The organism is Agrobacterium sp. 22094, assembly GCF_052046015.1.
Lineage (GTDB): Bacteria > Pseudomonadota > Alphaproteobacteria > Rhizobiales > Rhizobiaceae > Agrobacterium > Agrobacterium cavarae.
On sequence record NZ_JBQEPX010000001.1, the window covers coordinates 429,844 to 445,760 of the forward strand.

Genomic DNA, 15,917 nt, shown 5'->3' on the forward strand with positions numbered 1-15,917 from the left:
CCCCGTATCCCCGTCTTGTACCGCCTACTGATAGAAGCGGTAACCTTCCGTGATTTCCTGACCCAGCTGGCCGTTCCTGTTGATGAAGGCTTCCAGGAACTCGTGCAGGCCCCGATCCATCACGCGGTCGATGGTGGTTTCCTTCAGTGTCGACAAAATGGCGTCCGACGTTTCGTGTGCCTTGTGCCGCTCGCCATAATCCTTGGCGAGATAGCCGAGGTTGCTGACGATCTTCTCATAGCAATAGGCGAGCGAACGCGGCATGCGGGCGTTGAGAATGAGGAAGTCGGCAATGTTGGCGGGTTTGTATTCCGCGTCGTAGACCCAGCCATAGGAGCGGTGGGCCGAAACCGAGCGCAGGATGGATTCCCATTGTGCATTGTCGAGCGACGAACCGACCTGTGCTGCCGCAGGCAAAAGCACGTAATATTTGACGTCGAGGATGCGCGCGGTGTTGTCCGCCCGCTCGATGAACGTGCCAATGCGCGAGAAATTGTAGAGGTCGTTGCGTAGCATCGAACCGTGGAAGGCGCCGCGCACCAGGCCTGCCCGATGCTTGATGACATCGATGACATGCGGCATTTCCGCCGGTTTAAGGCGGCGTCCGAGCAGGCTTTTCAGCTCGATCCAGAATTCGTTGGTCGCTTCCCAAGTCTCGCGCGTCAGCGCGGTGCGCACCATGCGGGCGTTGTTGCGGCCGGAGTCGATGCAGGACATCACGCTCGACGGGTTGGTCTTGTCGCGCAGGAGATAGTCGATCGCATCTGCCGACGTGACCTTTTCGTTGTCTTTGAGAAAGGCTTCGCGAACGCCCGCACTTTGCAGCACGCCGTCCCAATCTTCATCCGCACTGCCGCTTCGCGTCAGCGATACGCGCAGGCCGGCATCGACGAGGCGCGCGATGTTTTCGGCGCGCTCTATATAGCGGAACATCCAGTAGAGCCCGTTTGCAGTTCTTCCCAACATGGCTCAGTCCTCCAGTACCCAGGTGTCTTTGGTGCCGCCACCCTGGCTGGAATTGACCACAAGCGAGCCCTGTTTGAGGGCCACGCGGGTCAATCCGCCTGGAATGATTTTGACCTTGTCGGACACAAGCACATAGGGACGAAGATCGACATGGCGTGGCGCGATGCCGTTCTTCACCATGATCGGGACAGTCGAGAGCGAAAGCGTCGGCTGGGCGATGTAATTGTTCGGACGCGCGCGCAGCTTCTCGGCAAACAAGGCGCGCTCCTTCTTCGAGGCTGTCGGGCCGACCAGCATGCCGTAACCACCGGAGCCGTGCACTTCCTTGACGACGAGATCGGCGAGATTGTCGAGCACGTATTTCAGGCTGTCCGGTTCCGAACAGCGCCATGTCGGCACGTTTTCCAGAAGCGGCTTGCGGCCGGTATAGAACTCGACGATTTCCGGCATGTAGGAATAGATCGCCTTGTCATCGGAAATACCGGTGCCGGGCGCATTGGCGATGGTGATATTGCCCGCGCGGTAGACATCCATGATGCCAGGAATGCCAAGCGCCGAATCTGGGCGGAAGGTGAGGGGATCGAGGAAATCGTCGTCGACCCGGCGATAGAGCACGTCGATGGCTTCATAGCCCTGCGTGGTGCGCATCTTCACCTTGCCGTCCATGACGCGCAGGTCCGAGCCTTCCACCAGTTCCACGCCCATCATGTCGGCCAGGAAGGAATGCTCGTAATAGGCGGAGTTGTGGATGCCGGGGGTCAGGACGGCAACGCGTGGCTTGCCCTTGCAGCCGGGGGGCGCAAGCGACGCCAGCGACTGGCGCAGTTGATAGGGGTAGTCTTCGACGCGCTGAACCCGGTTCTCATGGAAGAGTTCTGGGAACATCTGCATCATGGTTTCGCGGTTTTCCAGCATGTAGCTGACACCCGACGGCGTTCTGGCATTGTCTTCCAGCACGTAGAACTGGTCTTCGCCGGTGCGCACGATGTCGGTACCGACAATGTGGGTGTAAACGCCGCCCGGCGGGCGGAAGCCGATCATCTGCGGCAGGAAGGCTTCGTTCTTCTCGATCAGTTCGCGGGGGATACGACCTGCCTTGATGATTTCCTGCTTGTGGTAGATGTCGTCCAGAAAGGCGTTGAGCGCGATGACGCGCTGTTCGATGCCCTGGGCAAGCTTGCGCCACTCCTTGCCGGAAATGATGCGCGGAATGATGTCAAAGGGGATGAGCTTTTCGGCGCTGTCGGCGTGGCCGTAGACGGCAAAGGTGATGCCGGTTCTGCGGAAGATGTTTTCCGCGTCCTTGGATTTCTGGATCAGGTGCGACCGGTCCTGTCGGCTATACCAGTCGTTGTAGTTTGCGTATGGGCTTCGCGGCGTGGTGTCCGCATTTATCATTTCATCAAATGCCAACTTTCAGATCCCCTTTTTGTACATTTGAATACAAGGTTGGAAGCAATGCAAGCCGCATGAGCGGTCGGCGATCCAGATTTTTTGGGCCGCCTCGGTCCCTCAAAGCGACTGAAAATAAAGCAATCTTTTCCTCTCAGCATCAAAATGCGGCAGCGCGTGGAAAGTTCATTCCGTGTTGGCAGAATAGCTGAGGTTTTTACGCCCGATGCAAAGGCTCAATGCCTATAAATTGAGCGCATTTTTATTGTGCGTCCTTCCCCCAGAATTGAGTGCCGGAGGAGAAGATGCAGTGCGGCCAAGGCAGAATAAGAATGGACTCGGCAAAGGGACGTAGTGCCCACTGGTCCTTAACCTCCGGCCAGGGATATTAGATATTTGTTAACCATAAAAATATACCTCTGGTTAAATCGAAAGATTCGTGACGGCAGGGGGTAATATGTCGATTTCGCGTCGTGGTGTCCTGTTCGGGTTGCCACTTTTCCTGGCAGGCTGTGCAAGTATCAATCCCGCAGGCCAGCGGCAGAACTATGCGGCTCTGCCGAATGAGCAGTTTCCCATGGCAGCCATGCCGCTTGAGAAGATGAAGCCGGAACTGCGCCGCCAGGAAGTGGCCTATGAAACCACCTATCCGGCAGGAACCGTGGTCGTCGACACACCGGCACGCCGCCTCTATTTCGTTCTCGGCGATGGCCGCGCCGTTCGCTACGGTGTGGGTGTCGGTCGACAGGGTCTGGCGCTGAAGGGCAATGCCTATGTGGGCCGCAAGGCCGAATGGCCAAGCTGGACGCCGACCCCGAACATGATCCGCCGCGAGCCGGAACGGAACCTGAAATATGCTGGCGGCATGCCAGGCGGTCTTAACAACCCGCTGGGTGCGCGTGCGCTTTATCTTTACCGCAACGGCAATGACACGATGTTCCGCCTGCATGGCACCAACCAGCCGCAGTCGATCGGACATGCCATGTCGAGCGGGTGTATCCGTATGCTCAACCACGATATCATCGACCTTTACGAGCGCGTTCCGGTCGGCGCCCGCGTGGTCGTGATCCAGGCCTGAAGCATCTCGTTAACGCCCTGATCGGGCGTTAGAGCGGCCTTGTTGAACAATGAGGCCGCCCCAATGGCCCGATCGGTGGGGCGCTTTCAACCTGATATGAAGGTATGCGCATGTGCCGTTTTCTTGCCTATTCCGGCTCACCTGTCTGGCTCGACACTCTGCTGATCGAGCCGGAGAGTTCGCTGATCAGCCAGTCGCTTGCCGCAAGGGAAGCCAAGACGGTGGTGAACGGCGATGGGTGCGGGATCGGCTGGTATGGCGAAAGACCGGAGCCGGGGATCTATCGCGGCATCCTGCCCGCATGGTCTGACAGGAACCTCACCTCGCTGTGTCATCAAATCCGCGCCGGCATGTTTCTGGCGCATGTGCGCTCCGCCACCACCGGCGGCGTTTCCATGGCCAACTGCCATCCCTTCGGTTTCGGCCGGCACCTCTTCATGCATAACGGCCAGATCGGCGGCTATGAGAAGGTGAAGCGCGCCATCGAGGCGCATATTTCCGATGATGTTTACTGCTCGCGGGCCGGCAATGGCGATAGCGAGGCAATGTTCCTGATTGCCGCTGGCCTCGGTCTCGATAAGGACCCAGTCGATGCGCTTTCGCGCACCATCGAAATCTGCATGGATGTGGTGCTGGATGCGGGCGTAGACCAACCCATCCGTTTCAGCGCCATCCACGCCGATGGCGATACGCTGCATGCCTTTCGCTGGTCGAGCGACGCGCGCCCGCCGACCCTTTACTGGCGCAATATGGGAGAGGGCATCGCCATCGCCTCCGAACCCTTCGGCACCGGCGGCGAGATGTGGGAAATCATCCCTGCCAATACGGTGGCGACGGTGACCAAGGGCAAGATCGAGTTCAAGCCCTTCACGCCTTACTATCGCGATGCAGTTCTGATGACCGCCTGAGTGCGGTGTGCCGTCAACCGAAACCTAAAACATGTGGATCAATTTCTGGCGCCAATAGATGCTGCCGGTTGAATTCCGCTATGCAAGGCGGGAAACGGGGCATTTTTTCAACTCAACGGAGAGTTGCGCCTGTGGCTGATGGATCCCCTTTTTTTTGATAGCGGAAATGTGATTATCGGGCGCTCGATTTCGCGCCTATCGACGAAGCGCAACCCAGAGCAAATGCGATGACCGTATTTCCATCGTACGAGCTTCAACCCTTTGTTTTTAAGCATTTCTAGACACGAAGCTAAGCACCGCCGCTGGAAATGCGCCACTCAGGAACGCTTGAATGTCCATATTTGAAAAATTGTCCCGCTACCAGCCTTACGCCCTTGCAGCACTGCGCATCATTGCAGCACTTCTCTTTATCGAACACGGCACGCAGAAGCTGTTCGGCTTTCCGCCAGCGCAGATGGAAGGCTCGCTTCCGCCGCTCCTTCTTGCAGCTGCTCTGCTGGAACTCGTCGGCGGGGTTCTCATTCTCATCGGCCTCTTCACCCGCCCGGTGGCCTTCATTCTGTCCGGCCAGATGGCCTTTGCCTATTTCATGGCACATGCGCCGAAAAGCTTCTTCCCCGCTATCAATGGCGGTGATGCTGCGATCCTCTTCTGCTTCGTCTTCCTGTTCTTGGTGACTGCCGGTCCGGGTGCGTTCGCAGTCGACAAGCGCTAAGACGCCCTTGTTCGCCGTCATCCCTGGGCTCGACCCAAGGATGGCGGAGAGCGGGCTATTGGGATTCAACCGCGACTCCCATCGGAGGCGCTTAAAGTCAGTGCCTTCTCAATTTTCGGAAAGCACGATGCGTCGATTCAAAATGGGAAAGCATCCTTTGAGGGTCCAATAGGACGCACGGCGCTTTAAAACGCTTCCAGCGCGCCCTTCGGTAGCCACTGGCTGATCTTGGCGCGCAGCAATTCCGGGCTGATGGGCTTAGATACGTAGTCGTCCATGCCCGACGCCAAGCACAATTCGCTGTCCAGATCCAAAGCGTGCGCCGTAACGCCGATGATCGGCACGCGGCCGAGGCGGCCGTCTTCGTCATCTTCCATCTGACGGATGGATTGGGTGGCGTGGTAGCCGCTCATGACCGGCATCGACACGTCCATCAAGATGAGCGCCGGGCTCTCGTTGCGCCAGGCTTCCACTGCCTTCTTGCCATTGGCGACGATGCGGAAGCTGAGTCCCGTTTGCTGCAGGATCTGGCTGAAGACGATCTGGTTCACATCATTGTCTTCCGCCACCAGCACGTCGATGCCGGAGCCGTTCTTGCGGGGCGGCGGCGGCAGGTGAAACGGCTGATCATCCTCAACAGGTGCGGTGATCGAAGGCGAGGGCATGTCCGTCAGAGCAAGAGCGGGAATAAGCGCTTCCAGCGTCTCGCGAAGTTTTCGCCTGCGCACCGGCTTGGCAAGGTAGGCTTGAGCGTTCTCGCAGGCGTTGTCCTCTCCGAGCGCGGTCAGCAGGATCACGGGTATGTCCTGCATGCCGGGATGACGGCGGAGGTACGCGACCACGTCATTGGCACGCATATCGGGCATCGCTTCATCGACAAGGAGAGCGGCGGGGCGCAGACCGAGCGCTACGGCTTCCTCCAGAACGGCAAGCCCTGTCGTGCCGTCTTCGGCGGCATAGGCGTCCAGCTTCCAGTCGCTGAGGTGTCTTGTCAGAATATCGCGGCTCATCGCATTGCCATCGATCACCAGGATGCTTGCATGGGCAGGCCATGGAGGTATGACGGGTTGCGCCGAAATCACGCAAACCGGCAGCGTCACGGTAAAGACCGATCCACTGTCCTCTTCGCTTTTCGCTTCGATCAGGCCATCGAACAGAGACACGATCCTGAGGGTTTCAGCGAGCCCGGCTGCGGCGGGTGCAGAACGACTCGTTTGACCAAGGATAGAGGCAAGTTGCTCCTGCGACATGCCGATGCCGGTATCTTCGACGGTCAGCCGAATTGAGGCACTGTCCGCAACGTTCTCAGCCTTCAGCCTGACAATGACATGACCGGACCGGGTAAAGCCGATGGCATTGCTGACGAGGTGGGTGACGATCTGACGGAAGCGCGCCGCGTCCGCTTCGATCGTGATCTCTGCCGATGCATCGATGTCGGTGAAGAGTGTGAGCCCCTTCTCTTCAGCATGGAAGGCGAGCAGCGACGCAATCTCTTCCACCAGATCGGCGGGATCGAAGACGCTGGTCTGCAAGGATGCCGAGGCGTCAGTCGCAGAAGCGCTCAGCACAGCGTCCAGGCTTCGCAGCAACGCGTTGCCGGAGTGAACGATTGTGTCCGCATAGATCTTTTGTCGCGCGTCGAGGTCGGTTCGGGCCAGCGCGTCTGCCATGCGAAGAATGCCGGTGAGCGGCGTCTTGATCTCGCAGAGCCACCGGGCGTCATCGCTGCGGTGCCGACCATCTTCTTCTGCACCCTGACCGTGATTTTCTATAACTCTGACCGAGTTCGGCCGTGGCGCACTGTCGAAGTCCGGCATCTTTTCGAAGACTTCGTAGAGAAAGATCTGCCCGGTCTCGTCGATGAAGCGCTCGCATCGCAGGGTCTGCGCCTCGGGCAAGACGCCGCGACAAGTGGCGACCTCGTCGGTGGCGAAGACGAGACAGCGGCGTTCCTTATCCTCCCGCTCCACATCGTCCGCGGTGTTGAAGATGAGGCGGCTGGTTTGCCCGGCGAAGTCTTGTTGGTTCTTTCCGGCAAAACGGGCATAGGCTTGGTTGACGCAGATATAGCGCAACTCGCTATTCTTGACGCAAGCCGGCAGGTGCAGGGACGAAACGCCCTGGCAAGCCTTTTCCAACAAGCTGCCCTCGATAATCAAGCCGTACTCCGCACCATCAATGGAATCAAAATATCTTTAATCTGATCGCAAGCTAGGAGAGGTGCGCATGAAAAACCATGGGCGACCAAGGCTTTTCACGCTTTTTTAACCATAAGCATCAGGTTGGGAGCATGGTTGCCGCGAAAGATTTGCTTGACTTTTTTCGGCAAAACGACCACATGCCTGTCAAGCTTTCACCTTCCACAGCCGCGTGAGCTGTAGCGTCCACTTGAAAATTATACGCACGCATGAAGGAAAAGCGCAGGCAATACAGAATACGGCGACCCTTCGCCGGTGCTCAGCGCAGAAAGTCATTTCAACCACCAAGTTCCCAATTCACGCGGGGTTCTTGACGCCAAGACAACCGGACAGCATGGGCTGAACCGGCTGAAGCGTTTTGGCGCCCCGAAAGGTATTCTATTGACCAGTTTTAACGAACTCGGCCTCTCCGAAAAGCTCGTGGCTGCGGTCACCGCTCTCGGTTACACGACACCAACACCTATTCAGGCGAAAGCCATTCCCTTCCTCATGGAAGGTCGCGACGTCATTGGTCTGGCTCAGACCGGCACCGGCAAGACCGCTGCATTCGGCCTGCCGATGATCGAAATGCTGATGAAGCATGCAGAACGTCCTGCAAACCGCACCACCCGCTCCCTGATCCTTGCGCCGACGCGCGAACTGGTCAACCAGATCGGTGAAAGCCTGCGCGCCTTCGTGAAGAAGACGCCGCTTCGCATCAACCAGGTTGTCGGTGGTGCGTCGATCAACAAGCAGCAGCTGCAGCTGGAAAAGGGTACCGACATTCTCGTTGCCACGCCTGGCCGCCTGCTCGACCTGATCGCGCGCAACGCGATTTCGCTGTCCAAGGTCACGCATCTCGTTCTGGACGAAGCCGACCAGATGCTGGATCTCGGCTTCATTCACGACCTGCGCAAGATTTCCAAGATGGTGCCTGCCAAGCGTCAGACGCTTCTCTTTTCGGCGACCATGCCGAAGACGATTGCCGATCTCGCCGGTAGCTACCTGACCGATCCGGTCAAGGTGGAAGTGACACCTCCGGGCAAGGCTGCCGACAAGGTGGAGCAGTATGTTCACTTCGTTGCCGGCAAGAACGACAAGACCGATCTTCTGAAGAAGTCTCTGTCGGAAAACCCCGATGGCCGCGCCATCGTCTTCCTTCGCACCAAGCATGGTGCGGAAAAGCTCTACAAGCATCTTGAGCATATCGGCTTCAAGGTCGCGTCGATCCATGGCAACAAGAGCCAGGGCCAGCGCGAGCGCGCGTTGAAGGGCTTTAAGGATGGTGAAGTCAAGGTGCTGGTGGCGACGGACGTTGCTGCACGCGGTATCGACATTCCTGCCGTGACGCATGTCTTCAACTACGATCTGCCGGAAGTGGCGGATGCCTATGTGCACCGTATCGGCCGTACGGCCCGTGCCGGTCGCGATGGTATTGCGATTGCATTCTGCGCACCGGACGAAACCCGCCTGCTGCACGACATCGAAAAGCTGATGAAGATCGAAATTCCGGTCCTGTCCGGCGAGCGTCCAGAAGGTCTTGCCAGCCCGACCCGTGGCAGCGGCAACCGTGGCGGCCGTGGAAACGGCGCCGGCAATGGCGGTCGTCGTCAGGGTGGCGAGCGCGGCGAGCGTGCACATGGCGATCGTCCGGCCCGTGCTCATCGTGAAGGCGGTCACCGTGAAGGTGGTCATCGCGACGGTGGACGTCGCAACGGCGATTTCCGTGGACAGCGTGCGGGCGAGTTCGCTCCTGTCGAGCGCGACAACGATCTGGAAGTCACGTCCGATTTCAAGCGTACCAAGGTTGAAGGTGCCGAAGGCGCCAAGGCTGCAGGTCCGCGCAAGCATCGTGGCGGCCAGGGCCGTCCGGCCCGCAAGGCTGGCTCCTTTGCCGCTGCCGGTCAGGCTCGTCCTGCCGGTAACGCCGGTCGCGGTCGCAAGCGCGGCTGATATAACTTTGTAAAACTGGAAACGCCCGGACGATGATCCGGGCGTTTTTGTTTTGGGTGTTTTGCAGGGGCTTGGCGCTCAGGCCGTATGGCGGCCTTGTTTGATCCCGCAGAGCATTTCGCGCTTGCCGGCAAAGCCCTTTCGGCGCTCGACTGCAAAGCCTGCGGACTGCAAGTTTCGGCGGACAAATCCAGCAGCGGCATAGGTCGCAAAGGTTCCGCGCTCTCGCGTCTTGTCGTAGATCGCGCTCATGATCTCTACCGACCACATGTCCGGATTGCGCGATGGCGCAAAGCCATCGAGGTACCAGGCGTCGAAGACGAGGTCGCTTTGCTTGATACCCTGTAACGCCTCGCCGCAGACGACGGTGAGCTTCGTCTGCTCATCCAGTTGCAGCTCAACGATACCGTGGGGCTCTTCCGGCCAAAGCGCGACGAGGGCCTGACGCTCGGCATTCACCTCGGGCCAGCGCGACAGCGCCCGGTCGATCTCTGCGGCGCGCATCGGGTAAAGCTCGAAGGACACGAAGTGCAATGTCTTGCCAGGCTTGCGCGCAATCCTCCACTGCCGCCATGTCTCGGTGAGATTGAGCGCGGTGCCGAAGCCGAGTTCTCCGATCACGAAGGTGTCTTTCGGGTGATCTTCCCATCTATCCGGCAGTCCGTTGCCGTTGAGAGAGACATGCTCGCATTCCAGCCGCCCCTCGGTCTGGCAATAAAAATGATCGCCAAAGGCCAGGGAATAGGGCATATCGCCCTCTCGCCAATCCAGCATGTTGTTGCCGGTGCTGTCCGGTCTTGCATCTTCGGGATGTGTCATGGTCCAAGCCGATAGTCTTCCCGACCACCAAGGTCAATCGCCATTACCCTCCAGTGCCGCGCTGCTGATTGTCGGCGGTGGCATAATGGGCCTGTGGGCGGCGCTGAAGGCGGACCGTCTGGGGATCGATACGGTGCTGGTCGATGCCGGCCAAACGGGAAGCGGCGCAAGCGGTGGCCTACTCGGCGCCCTGATGCCGCATATGCCGGATCGCTGGAACGACAAGAAGCAGTTTCAGTTCGATGCGCTTCTGACGCTTGAAGACGAGATTGCGCAGCTGGAAGCCGAAACCGGCATGTCGGCCGGTTATCGGCGATGCGGGCGCATCATCCCGCTGCCGAAGCCGCATCTGCGGCCCATCGCCGAACGCCATCGCCAGGAGGCGCTCACCAATTGGGATCAGCAGGGGCAGCGTTTTCACTGGCATGTGCTGGACGCGCCGCCGGTGGAAAACTGGGTCGATGCATCCGCGGGGCAGGCGGGCTTTGTGCATGATACCTTTGCCGCCAAGGTCTCTCCTCGGGCGTTGGTTGCGGCACTCACTGCGCGTCTTAAAGCTTCGCGACACGTGCGTGTCGTGGAGGGCCAACGGGTTGTCTCGCTGGGCAAAGAGCGTGTCGCGCACTTCGATGATGGCGCGCGCCTGTCATTTTCCCATGCCATTGTCTCGGCGGGCCATACTTCCTTTCCGCTCTTGACGCAGGCATTTGCGCTTCCCTCTGAGCCAGCACTGGGTCAGGCGGTGAAGGGCCAGGCGGCCCTGTTGCGGGCGACGATCGATCCGGCCATGCCGGTGGTCTTCCTCAACGGGCTTTACATCGTGCCGCATGAGGACGGAACGGTTGCCATCGGCAGCACCAGCGAGGAAGATTTTGCCGATGCTCTCAGCACCGATGCGAAGCTGGACGCTCTGATGGATGCGGCAAGGGAAATTGTGCCGGCGCTTTCAACGGCCGAGGTGATCGAGCGTTGGGCCGGTCTTCGTCCAAAAGCAATTGGTCGTGATCCGATGGTGGGTGCACATCCTGATTGCCCTCAGATTGTAGCCCTGACCGGCGGCTTCAAGGTCAGCTTCGGTCTGGCGCATCGTCTTGCGAATGCTGCGCTTTGCGCCGTTGAGGGCCAGGATATGGATGTGCCCTCAAGCTTCCGCACCGAAACGCACTTGGCTCTCGCTCACGGAAATCTTTGATTCGTCTTCGTTTTGCGTCGTCAATCTGTCACGCAAATCACCTATCTGCTGTCGCCATGCACATACAGACGTAAATCCCAGTTGAGCGGGGCGAGGTGACGACGCATGCGGTACGCCATTCATTACACGCCTTCCCCGAACGACCCGATGACCTTTGCTGCTGCGTCGTGGCTTGGTCGTGACGTCTATTCCGGCCACAGCGTCGAGCCGCCGCCGCATACCGGGCTTGGGATGCAGGAGCTCTCCTACTTCACTGCACTTCCGCGCCGATACGGTTTCCACGGTGCGATCAAGGCGCCGTTTTACCTCGCCGAAGGCATGACCGAGGCCGGTCTTCTTCGCGACCTGATGCGGTTTGCCGGTACGCACCAGCCCTTCACGCTGCCGCCGCTTGAAATTGCCAAGCTGGGCAACAGCTATGGGCTCGTCCCATCCTGGCCGTCGGAGACGCTGAATTTCCTCGCCGCAAGCGTGGTGCAGGACTTCGACCGCTACCGCGCGCCTCTGTCGGATGCCGATATCGACCGGGCCGATCCGCACCGGCTCTCTGCCGCCCAACTGACCAATTTGCATCGCTGGGGACACCCTTACGTCATGGATGAGTTTCGTTTTCAGATGACGCTGACCGGCGCCATCGTGCCAGCCGATTGCGCTCGCCTGGAGCGGGCCTTGCGAAGCGTTTTCGCCGCCCTGCTGGAGCGACCGCTGGAGTTCGCCAATCTGGCGCTCTTCGTCGAAGAGGAGCCGGGGGCGCCTTTCAGGGTGCATTCGCTGCATCCCATGGGCCGCGTCTCGGCGCGCAAGATCGCCTGATTGCAAGGCGCGCTGGAGGGTCCAGCCCAGCGTAAAAGCCGCGGGCGCTTTTGGTGAAATTGCGCTGAAACGCTCTCGACTTTCCGGTCTGCGATGCTACCGTTCACGAAATTTCGTGAAGGTGATTTGATGATTTCCGCAGACTATCCCCGCAATCTCATTGGTTATGGCCGCAACGCTCCCGATCCGAAATGGCCGGGAGATGCACGCATCGCCGTGCAATTCGTCATCAATTATGAAGAGGGCGGGGAAAGCTGCATTCTCGACAATGACAAGGCGTCGGAATCGCTGCTCTCCGAAATCGTCGGGGCGCAGCCGTGGGCCGGTCAGCGCAACCTCAACATGGAATCGATCTACGAATATGGCTCGCGCGCCGGTTTCTGGCGTCTCTGGCGCATGTTCACGTCGCTCGGCGTGACCACCACTGTCTATGGCGTCACCTCCGCGATGGCGCGCAATCCGGAAGCGGTTGCGGCGATGAAGGAAGCGGGATGGGAAATCGCCAGCCACGGCTATCGCTGGCTGGAATATAAGGATTTCTCCGAAGAGGAAGAGCGCAAGCACATTCTCGAAGCCGTGCGGCTGCACACCGAACTGACGGGCGAACGGCCCTATGGCATGTATCAGGGCAAGCCGTCCGACCATACGCTGAAGCTGGTGATGGAGGAGGGTGGCTTCCTCTATTCCTCCGATTCCTACGCCGACGATCTGCCCTATTGGGTCAAGGGTTCGAAGAACGATCCGTTTCTGATCATCCCCTATACGCTTGAAACCAACGACATGCGCTTTGCCACGCCGCAGGGCTTCAATTCCGGCGATCAGTTCTACACCTATCTGAAGGATGCCTTTGATGTGCTCTATCAGGAGGGCGTGGAAGGCTCCGCCAAGATGATGAGTGTCGGCCTGCATTGCCGTCTGGTCGGACGTCCGGGACGTGCGGCAGCGCTTCGTCGCTTCATCGAATATGTGCTCGGCCATGAGAAGGTCTGGATACCGCAGCGGATCGACATCGCGCGCCACTGGCACGAGCATCACAAGCCGGAGGCGCTTTGATGCTAGAGCGTGACGATTTCATCAGCCGTTTCGGCGGCGTGTTCGAGCATTCGCCCTTCATCGCCGAACGCGCTTATGATGCAGGTCCAGTGATAGAGCCGCTGACGGCCAGAGGTGTTCATGAGGCCTTGTGCGCGCCGTTTCGTGCCGCCTCTTATGAGGAGCGTCTCGGCGTCTTGCGGGCGCATCCGGATCTTGCCGGCAAGCTCGCCATTGCCGGCGGGCTGACCGAGGACAGCAAAAAGGAGCAGGCCGGTGCCGGGCTCGACCGGCTGACGCCGCAAGAGCATGCGCGCTTCACCGCGCTCAATACGGCCTATGTTGAGAAGAACGGTTTTCCGTTCATCATCGCGGTGAAGGGTCTCAACAAGGACGACATTCTGCGTGCCTTCGAAGAGCGCATTCACAACGACGCCGAACAGGAATTTGCCACGGCAACCGCGCAGGTGGAGAAGATCGCTTACTTGCGCCTTTCCGCGCTGTTGCCTGAGGCTGCTGCCTGATGCGGCAGCTTTCCACGCGGCCTTTCTCGCCCTATATTCCCCGCCAGCAAAGGATTTGAGCGATGAGACCGTCGGACGTGCTGGAGCAGAATCGAGAGGCGATCCGCGAAGCGACCAAGCGCTTCAACGCGGCCAATCCGCGAGTCTTCGGTTCGGTGGCGCGCGGCGAGGACCGGCCGGACAGCGACCTCGATATTCTGGTCGATGCCTTGCCAGGGACGACGCTCTTCGATCTCGGCGGGTTGCTGGAGGAGCTTTCGGACATGATGAGAGGGACCGACGTCCATCTTCTCACAATGGGCGATCTTCCTGAGCGCATTCGCTTTCGGGTCGCAGAAGAAGCAAGGCCGATATGAGATCGGACAGCCTGCTTCAGCACATTGAGACTATAGAGACGATCGCGTCGAGAGTTCAGAGCTTCGTGCGGGACATGGACGAGGCGTCGTTCCTCTCCGATACGCGGACTCAGATGGCGGTGATGCTGTGCTTGGTTCTCATCGGCGAAGCCGTAATCAAGATTGATGGTGAGGCACCGGAATTCTTGGCGCAGCATCCCAATGTGCCTTGGGCACCGATCAGAGATATGCGAGACCTCATTCTGCTTGACTATGTCCAGGTCGAGTTGCCTGCCATCTGGCAGGCGGTCACCGAAATTATCCCGGATCTGCAAGAGGGTGTTGCCACCATCCGAAACTGGCGCGCGCAAGGTGAATAAGCATTGAATGAATTTCTGGAAATCCGCCCTCTCGAGCGCGAAGCCTTTCGTGCCTTTGGCGATGTCATCGAAGCCGATCCGTCGACGATGCGCCTCATCAATGGCGGCAACACCGAGCGGTATCATGCGCTCGCTCAAGCCGATGTGGTCGGTGAGGGCGCGCGCGTCGTGATCAATCTCTTTCGCGGCACGCCTCGACGCTTTCCCCATGCCATCGATATGATGGAGCGGCATCCGTTTGGCAGCCAGAGCTTTTCGCCGCTCTCAGCGCGAGCTTTTTTGGTGGTGGTTGCGGCGGATGAGGGTGGCAAGCCCGGTCGGCCCCAGGCCTTTCTCGCTGCGCCCGGGCAAGGGGTGAACTACCACCGCAATGTCTGGCACCATCCGTTGATGACGATTGGTGAGACGAGCGATTTTCTGGTGGTGGACCGCGATGGTCCAGGCATCAATCTGGAAGAGTATTTTTACGAGCAACCCTTTTTCATAGCGGAGCCACGTCCATGACCGGCCTGACGACCCACGTTCTCGATGCTGCCCACGGCACGCCTGCGCAAGGACTGAAAATCGATCTCTACCGGCTGGATGGCGAGCGTCGCGAGAAGTTGAAGAGCGTCGAAACCAATAGCGATGGCCGGGTGGATGGTGGGCCGCTGCTGGTGGGGGAAGAGTTCCGCGCCGGGCAATATGAGCTGGTTTTCCATGCCGGGGACTATCTGCGCCAGAAGGGCCTTGTGCTGCCGGAACCGGCTTTCCTCGATATCATCCCCATTCGCTTCGGCATCGCCGATGAGGCGGGGCATTACCACGTGCCGTTGCTGCTTTCGCCCTTCAGCTACTCCACCTATCGCGGGAGTTGATCGTCATGATCTTTGCTGCGATTGCCGATGTCCACGGAAACTATGCAGCACTTGAAGCGGTGCTGGCCGATATTGAAAAGCTTGGCATCACCGACATCGTCAATCTCGGCGATTGTTTCAGCGGTCCGCTGGAAGCGGGGCGCACCGCGAGATTGCTGATCGATCGAGGCATTCCGACGGTGCGCGGCAATCATGACCGCGCTTTGATCGAGGAGCAGCCGGATGAGATGGGGTCGTGGGAAAAGACGATTTACCCGCAGCTTTCTCCAGCGGATCTCGAATGGCTGAAAGCGCTGCCATTCGACATGGTGTTCAAGGACGTGGCCTATTGCTGCCATGGTTCACCGGCTGGCGATCTGGATTATTGGCTGGAGCGCATCCTGCCGGAAGGCGTGCTGCATCTGCGTGCCCGCGCCGAGATCGAAGCGCTTGCCCGCAGCATCGATCAGCCAATCATGCTTTGCGGCCACACCCATATTGCCCGCACCGTGCAGCTTTCCGACGGTCGCCTGATCGTCAATCCGGGCAGTGTGGGTTGTCCCGGCTGGAAGGATGACGAGCCGGTCTATCACCAGGTCGATGTCGGCCATGGGCTGGCGGCCTACGCGGTTCTGGAAGACACCGCGCATGGCTGGCAGGTGACCCATCACAATATCCGCTATGACGCAGCCCCCATGGCGGCATTGGCCCGCGAGAATGGCATGGACCGTGTTGGCAACGCGATCGAGAGCGGATGGTTAGACTGAACTGGCCTGATCTGGGCGGAGCTCTGCTGT

The 15,917-nt window shown here is 59.3% G+C and carries 17 protein-coding genes; 13 read left to right on the top strand and 4 right to left on the bottom strand.

Features of this window, described 5'->3' with window-relative positions:
• Nucleotides 1–24: 24 nt before the first annotated feature.
• Together ACTJK5_RS02110 and ACTJK5_RS02115 are read right to left on the bottom strand one after the other, a co-directional pair.
• The gene (locus tag ACTJK5_RS02110) at nucleotides 25–966 is read right to left on the bottom strand and encodes an alpha-E domain-containing protein (protein ID WP_062598758.1); all 942 of its coding nucleotides are present in this window, start codon (nucleotides 964–966) and stop codon (nucleotides 25–27) included.
• 3 nt (nucleotides 967–969) lie between these two features.
• Nucleotides 970–2,379, bottom strand: coding sequence for a circularly permuted type 2 ATP-grasp protein (locus ACTJK5_RS02115; RefSeq protein WP_062426290.1), 1,410 nt, complete (start codon nucleotides 2,377–2,379; stop codon nucleotides 970–972).
• Nucleotides 2,380–2,815: 436 nt separating this feature from the next.
• On the opposite strand from ACTJK5_RS02115, the gene ACTJK5_RS02120 reads away from it, so the two are divergent.
• The 3 genes from ACTJK5_RS02120 (at nucleotide 2,816) to ACTJK5_RS02130 (ending at nucleotide 5,059) form a co-directional block, all read left to right on the top strand.
• On the top strand, nucleotides 2,816–3,436 hold the full coding sequence (locus ACTJK5_RS02120) for a L,D-transpeptidase (RefSeq protein WP_440611735.1): 621 nt from the start codon (nucleotides 2,816–2,818) through the stop codon (nucleotides 3,434–3,436).
• A gap of 110 nt (nucleotides 3,437–3,546) precedes the next feature.
• Complete coding sequence (locus ACTJK5_RS02125; protein WP_062440083.1) at nucleotides 3,547–4,344, top strand: class II glutamine amidotransferase; 798 nt, start codon at nucleotides 3,547–3,549, stop codon at nucleotides 4,342–4,344.
• A gap of 331 nt (nucleotides 4,345–4,675) precedes the next feature.
• Nucleotides 4,676–5,059 (top strand): DoxX family protein, encoded by a 384-nt coding sequence (locus ACTJK5_RS02130; RefSeq protein WP_440611736.1) that lies wholly within the window; start codon nucleotides 4,676–4,678, stop codon nucleotides 5,057–5,059.
• A 185-nt stretch (nucleotides 5,060–5,244) separates the two neighbouring features.
• Here ACTJK5_RS02130 and ACTJK5_RS02135 read toward each other — a convergent pair whose 3' ends face one another.
• Nucleotides 5,245–7,218 (bottom strand): response regulator, encoded by a 1,974-nt coding sequence (locus tag ACTJK5_RS02135; RefSeq protein ID WP_440611737.1) that lies wholly within the window; start codon nucleotides 7,216–7,218, stop codon nucleotides 5,245–5,247.
• A gap of 420 nt (nucleotides 7,219–7,638) precedes the next feature.
• On the opposite strand from ACTJK5_RS02135, the gene ACTJK5_RS02140 reads away from it, so the two are divergent.
• Nucleotides 7,639–9,189, top strand: a complete 1,551-nt coding sequence (locus tag ACTJK5_RS02140; protein WP_062440091.1) for a DEAD/DEAH box helicase — start codon at nucleotides 7,639–7,641, stop codon at nucleotides 9,187–9,189.
• Nucleotides 9,190–9,267: 78 nt separating this feature from the next.
• Here the strand turns inward: ACTJK5_RS02140 and mnmD are convergent, their stop codons facing one another.
• The gene (mnmD, locus tag ACTJK5_RS02145; protein ID WP_440611738.1) at nucleotides 9,268–10,008 is read right to left on the bottom strand and encodes a tRNA (5-methylaminomethyl-2-thiouridine)(34)-methyltransferase MnmD; all 741 of its coding nucleotides are present in this window, start codon (nucleotides 10,006–10,008) and stop codon (nucleotides 9,268–9,270) included.
• Between mnmD and ACTJK5_RS02150 the strand changes: the two genes are divergently transcribed.
• The 9 genes from ACTJK5_RS02150 (at nucleotide 10,007) to ACTJK5_RS02190 (ending at nucleotide 15,887) form a co-directional block, all read left to right on the top strand.
• On the top strand, nucleotides 10,007–11,200 hold the full coding sequence (locus ACTJK5_RS02150; protein WP_440611739.1) for an NAD(P)/FAD-dependent oxidoreductase: 1,194 nt from the start codon (nucleotides 10,007–10,009) through the stop codon (nucleotides 11,198–11,200). The genes mnmD and ACTJK5_RS02150 overlap by 2 nt on opposite strands.
• Nucleotides 11,201–11,305: 105 nt before the next feature.
• Complete coding sequence (locus tag ACTJK5_RS02155; protein ID WP_062598754.1) at nucleotides 11,306–12,013, top strand: DUF1045 domain-containing protein; 708 nt, start codon at nucleotides 11,306–11,308, stop codon at nucleotides 12,011–12,013.
• Between the two features lie 129 nt (nucleotides 12,014–12,142).
• Nucleotides 12,143–13,066, top strand: coding sequence for an allantoinase PuuE (gene puuE / locus ACTJK5_RS02160; protein ID WP_062426299.1), 924 nt, complete (start codon nucleotides 12,143–12,145; stop codon nucleotides 13,064–13,066).
• Complete coding sequence (gene uraD / locus ACTJK5_RS02165; RefSeq protein ID WP_440611740.1) at nucleotides 13,066–13,569, top strand: 2-oxo-4-hydroxy-4-carboxy-5-ureidoimidazoline decarboxylase; 504 nt, start codon at nucleotides 13,066–13,068, stop codon at nucleotides 13,567–13,569. The genes puuE and uraD overlap by 1 nt, the downstream gene beginning before the upstream one ends.
• A gap of 62 nt (nucleotides 13,570–13,631) precedes the next feature.
• Nucleotides 13,632–13,925 carry a nucleotidyltransferase family protein gene (locus ACTJK5_RS02170; RefSeq protein WP_112359940.1) on the top strand — a complete coding sequence of 98 codons (294 nt, stop codon included), beginning with the start codon at nucleotides 13,632–13,634 and terminating at the stop codon, nucleotides 13,923–13,925.
• Nucleotides 13,922–14,284 carry a HepT-like ribonuclease domain-containing protein gene (locus ACTJK5_RS02175; protein ID WP_440611741.1) on the top strand — a complete coding sequence of 121 codons (363 nt, stop codon included), beginning with the start codon at nucleotides 13,922–13,924 and terminating at the stop codon, nucleotides 14,282–14,284. Before ACTJK5_RS02170 ends, ACTJK5_RS02175 begins: the two co-directional genes overlap by 4 nt.
• Before the next feature lie 3 nt (nucleotides 14,285–14,287).
• Nucleotides 14,288–14,788: an ureidoglycolate lyase gene (locus ACTJK5_RS02180; protein WP_440611742.1), complete on the top strand. Its 501-nt coding sequence runs from the start codon at nucleotides 14,288–14,290 to the stop codon at nucleotides 14,786–14,788.
• Nucleotides 14,785–15,141, top strand: a complete 357-nt coding sequence (gene uraH / locus ACTJK5_RS02185; protein ID WP_113266947.1) for a hydroxyisourate hydrolase — start codon at nucleotides 14,785–14,787, stop codon at nucleotides 15,139–15,141. Before ACTJK5_RS02180 ends, uraH begins: the two co-directional genes overlap by 4 nt.
• A 5-nt stretch (nucleotides 15,142–15,146) precedes the next feature.
• Nucleotides 15,147–15,887, top strand: a complete 741-nt coding sequence (locus tag ACTJK5_RS02190) for a metallophosphoesterase family protein (protein ID WP_440611743.1) — start codon at nucleotides 15,147–15,149, stop codon at nucleotides 15,885–15,887.
• Nucleotides 15,888–15,917 lie beyond the last annotated feature (30 nt).

What these genes read in the sequence shown, in the direction of transcription:
- ACTJK5_RS02130 (WP_440611736.1), top strand. Translation starts at nt 4,676, where the DNA reads ATGTCCATATTTGAAAAATTGTCCCGCTACCAGCCTTACGCCCTTGCA.
- puuE (WP_062426299.1), top strand. Translation starts at nt 12,143, where the DNA reads ATGATTTCCGCAGACTATCCCCGCAATCTCATTGGTTATGGCCGCAAC.
- uraD (WP_440611740.1), top strand. Translation starts at nt 13,066, where the DNA reads ATGCTAGAGCGTGACGATTTCATCAGCCGTTTCGGCGGCGTGTTCGAG.
- ACTJK5_RS02175 (WP_440611741.1), top strand. Translation starts at nt 13,922, where the DNA reads ATGAGATCGGACAGCCTGCTTCAGCACATTGAGACTATAGAGACGATC.
- uraH (WP_113266947.1), top strand. Translation starts at nt 14,785, where the DNA reads ATGACCGGCCTGACGACCCACGTTCTCGATGCTGCCCACGGCACGCCT.
- mnmD (WP_440611738.1), bottom strand. Translation starts at nt 10,008, where the DNA reads ATGACACATCCCGAAGATGCAAGACCGGACAGCACCGGCAACAACATG.
- ACTJK5_RS02150 (WP_440611739.1), top strand. Translation starts at nt 10,007, where the DNA reads ATGGTCCAAGCCGATAGTCTTCCCGACCACCAAGGTCAATCGCCATTA.
- ACTJK5_RS02190 (WP_440611743.1), top strand. Translation starts at nt 15,147, where the DNA reads ATGATCTTTGCTGCGATTGCCGATGTCCACGGAAACTATGCAGCACTT.
- ACTJK5_RS02155 (WP_062598754.1), top strand. Translation starts at nt 11,306, where the DNA reads ATGCGGTACGCCATTCATTACACGCCTTCCCCGAACGACCCGATGACC.
- ACTJK5_RS02170 (WP_112359940.1), top strand. Translation starts at nt 13,632, where the DNA reads ATGAGACCGTCGGACGTGCTGGAGCAGAATCGAGAGGCGATCCGCGAA.
- ACTJK5_RS02110 (WP_062598758.1), bottom strand. Translation starts at nt 966, where the DNA reads ATGTTGGGAAGAACTGCAAACGGGCTCTACTGGATGTTCCGCTATATA.
- ACTJK5_RS02120 (WP_440611735.1), top strand. Translation starts at nt 2,816, where the DNA reads ATGTCGATTTCGCGTCGTGGTGTCCTGTTCGGGTTGCCACTTTTCCTG.
- ACTJK5_RS02125 (WP_062440083.1), top strand. Translation starts at nt 3,547, where the DNA reads ATGTGCCGTTTTCTTGCCTATTCCGGCTCACCTGTCTGGCTCGACACT.